This window comes from Stenotrophomonas sp. 2YAF22 (genome assembly GCF_052114665.1).
Lineage (GTDB): Bacteria > Pseudomonadota > Gammaproteobacteria > Xanthomonadales > Xanthomonadaceae > Stenotrophomonas > Stenotrophomonas indicatrix.
The window spans coordinates 1-2998 of the sequence record NZ_JBFRFE010000552.1 but is presented as its reverse complement, the minus strand read 5'-3'; the positions used below and the strand labels follow the sequence as shown (position 1 = coordinate 2998).

General features: G+C 67.2%; 4 protein-coding genes and 1 pseudogene. All 5 read right to left on the bottom strand.

Annotated elements, in window-relative coordinates; all coding sequences use genetic code 11:
• Positions 1 to 341 (bottom strand): annotated as a pseudogene (locus tag AB4Y84_RS18000) (type II secretion system protein GspL); the annotation flags it as partial.
• Positions 338 to 1243, bottom strand: a complete 906-nt coding sequence (gene gspK / locus AB4Y84_RS17995; RefSeq protein WP_428704722.1) for a type II secretion system minor pseudopilin GspK — start codon at positions 1241 to 1243, stop codon at positions 338 to 340. The gene gspK and the pseudogene AB4Y84_RS18000, both read right to left, overlap by 4 nt.
• 9 nt (positions 1244 to 1252) lie before the next feature.
• The gene (gene gspG / locus AB4Y84_RS17990; protein WP_313248187.1) at positions 1253 to 1690 is read right to left on the bottom strand and encodes a type II secretion system major pseudopilin GspG; all 438 of its coding nucleotides are present in this window, start codon (positions 1688 to 1690) and stop codon (positions 1253 to 1255) included.
• Positions 1691 to 1747: 57 nt separating this feature from the next.
• Positions 1748 to 2332: a hypothetical protein gene (locus AB4Y84_RS17985; RefSeq protein ID WP_363733486.1), complete on the bottom strand. Its 585-nt coding sequence runs from the start codon at positions 2330 to 2332 to the stop codon at positions 1748 to 1750.
• Between the two features lie 119 nt (positions 2333 to 2451).
• On the bottom strand, positions 2452 to 2998 hold a 547-nt coding region (locus AB4Y84_RS17980; RefSeq protein ID WP_442250587.1), incomplete at its 5' end, for a hypothetical protein.

The window sequence follows — 2998 nt, the reverse complement described above, 5'->3', positions numbered from 1 at the left end:
AGGCCAAGCCACGCCACCGCCACCGTGCCATCGGCCGCCTGGGTGCCATGGCTCAGCGCCACCTCCTGCAGATCATCCAGCAGCATCGCTTCCACTTCACCCTGCAGGGCCGCCTGCAGGCGTCGCCCGGGCAGCGGCGGCAGCTGCAGCTCAAGCAGGATCAGGTCCTGCGGATCAAGGCTCGCATGCACCCTCGCCTGCGGAAAGCGCTGGCCCAGCGTCGACAGAGGGTCGCTGCCCGCGGCCAGCACGCGGTCCTTGTGCAGCTGCGCCCACTCAACCGCGCTGTCCCCATCCAATCGTTCCAGCGCCGGCAGGCGCACTCTCAGCTGCAGGCTCATGCACCGATCCTTGTCCATACCCGTTGCACACGCACGCTGTCGTCACGGTACTCGCGCCAGATCAATGCGCGGAAATCCACGGATGCGCCGTCTGCCTGTACCTGCCCTACCGCCAGGAACCACTCGCTGTGGATACCCAGCGGCATCAGCGCCATCTGTTCGTTGCTCAGCTGCAGCCGGTTGGCGATGTCACCGCGGTTGAGCAGCCAGTGGCCACGATCGCGCTCGCCCAGCAGCGCCTGCAGGCGCCCGGCATCCACCCCCGGTGCAACCGCCTGCAGTACGGCGATGTCACCTGTATTGGCGTTGACCAGGGTCTGCGCTGGCAGCACCACCGTACGCCGCGCCAGTGCCTGTATCGCCACCGGATCGGCGCCTGCCAGCACCTGCTCGATCAGCGACTCACGCGGCAACGGTGCACGCGCCTGCCGATCGCCATCGCGCAGGCGCGACTGGACCTGCGTTGCGGCGCTGGCACAGGCCGCGCGGGGCAGCCCCTGCCCCACACACAGCGAAGTGAACGCACGCAGTGCCTCTGCGGCAGGTTGGCCGTCAGCCAGCAGCGTGCGCAGGTTGAACCTCGACTGCGCGTCCACCAGCTGCAGGTGCACCGGCAGTGGCGCCTGCAGCTGCAGTGGCCGTGCCCAGCGCCCGTTGCCGACGGTGGTCAACTGCTCGCGTGCGTCGTCACGCAACTGCTGCGCCGCGCGCTCCAGCGTTGCATCTACCGCCATGCGCACCTGCATGCGCAGCTGATCGCTGCGTACCGCACGCAACTGTGCTGCCTGACGGGTCAGCAGTGCAGTGGCGATCACCGCCACCAGTGCCACCACCAGCATCGCCACGATCACCGCCATGCCCTGCTGGCGGGCAAACGTACCTGGATTTTTCCGGCGTGCCATTGTTCGGCCTCACAACTGCCAGGAGCCGATGTCCGCATTGCCAGCCTCACCGCCGGGCTTGCTGTCGGCCCCCAGCGAGAACACGTCGATATCACCGTGCGTGCCGGGGTTCTGGTACTGGTAGGGATGCCCCCACGGGTCATCCGGCAGGCGGTCGAGGTATGGTGTGACCGGCATCGCGCCGCTGCCCTGCGGCGGCTTCACCAACCCCTGCAAGCCCTGCTCGGCGCTGGGATAACGGCCATTGTCCAACCGGTACAGCTTCATGGCCTGCATCAGCGCGGCGATGTCCTGGCGTGCCGCCACCACGCGGGCCTGGTCGGGGCGATCCATCAGCCGCGGCACGATCAGTGCAGCCAGAATGCCGATGATGACCACCACCACCATGATCTCGATCAGGCTGAAGCCTTGCTGCCGAGCCCTGCGACCACCCATCTGCGTTGCCATTGTTCCGCCCTCATCATCCTGGAAGAGACCGCCGCCCCATGGTCAGCGGCGCATGTGTCAGTACGATAAACATCCTGCGGAAATCGGCCGTTCCTGCAGCCGATCACCCACACGGCGCGCGTTCGCTACGGAGGCAGCGTCCAGCAGCGAAGACGGAACGCGCGCCAGCGTTTCCTCCACGCAGTGCTGCAGCAGTGGCGCGGCACACGCCTGCAGGAGGCGCATGCACTGCGGGGGCGACCAGGCCATGCCATGGTCGAAGCCGATGAATTGCCGGTACACCTGGTGATAGCGCAGATCGTCGTGCAGGCGCTGCACGCTGCCAGGGGCGCACAGCGCGATCAGCAGTACCGCACGCTGCACCATGCGCACCTCCGCGCTCTCCTGCGCAAGCGTGGCCAAGGCCGCTTCAGGCCACGGCTGCAGGCATGCGTCCAGCGCCTGCCGCAGCAGCATCAATGGATGGCCGCTGACATCCAGCGCTGACCACCTTGCCGCATCGGCCCAGGCATCGCTGGACATCATCCACACCCACGGCTGCCCATAGCGCTGCACATTCACTGGCGCATGCCGTGCCTGCTCCAGCGACTGGCTCAGGTGGCGGTCCAGCTCCAGCATGCTGATCCTGCGACTGTCGTTCATCGGCGTCGCCTGCGCTCCGCGACGCGGGAGCGTCGTACTCTGCAGAAGACGTCAGCAAGGCAACCGAAGCGACAGCACGAATGCGATGTTGAGCAGTGCGTGGCAGCATCGCGGGAATGTCACCGCAACGTCATCCGCCTGCAGGCTTGCAGGTCCAGGCGCGGCGCCTCTCCGCCACACCGCCGGGCCAGCACGGCAACGTCGCTGCGCTGCGCGAATGCCGCCAACGCGTGCATCGCGTCCGCGTCATCCAGCAGCGCCGCCGTCGTCGCCTGCAGCAGTGGCAGCTGCCATCCCTCCATCTGTGCATCGCTGGCGGCCACGAACCAGTGCCACAACCGGTGGTAGCGCACGTGATCGTGAAGTGCCGCCAGACCCTCGATGCCGTGCATGGCCATCAGCAACAAGGCACGTGCCAGTGCAGCGGCAGGCAGCGTTCCCGATTCCGAAAGTGGCAGCGCCTGCCGCTGCAACCGCAGCAGCATCGCCAACGGATGGTCCTGTGGCTCGAACTCCAGCAGCACCGCCTGCTGCCGCCACTGCGGGTCGGACACCACGCATACCCACGGCGCGCCATAGCGGTGCACCATCAGCGGCCGCCGCTGGGTGGTTTCCAGCAGCGCCGACAGATTGCGGCGCAGATCCAACACACCGATGGTCTCGTTG

Excerpts from the sequence above, each read along its gene's own strand:
- gspG (WP_313248187.1), bottom strand. The coding sequence starts at position 1,690 with ATGGCAACGCAGATGGGTGGTCGCAGGGCTCGGCAGCAAGGCTTCAGC.
- AB4Y84_RS17985 (WP_363733486.1), bottom strand. The coding sequence starts at position 2,332 with ATGAACGACAGTCGCAGGATCAGCATGCTGGAGCTGGACCGCCACCTG.
- gspK (WP_428704722.1), bottom strand. The coding sequence starts at position 1,243 with ATGGCACGCCGGAAAAATCCAGGTACGTTTGCCCGCCAGCAGGGCATG.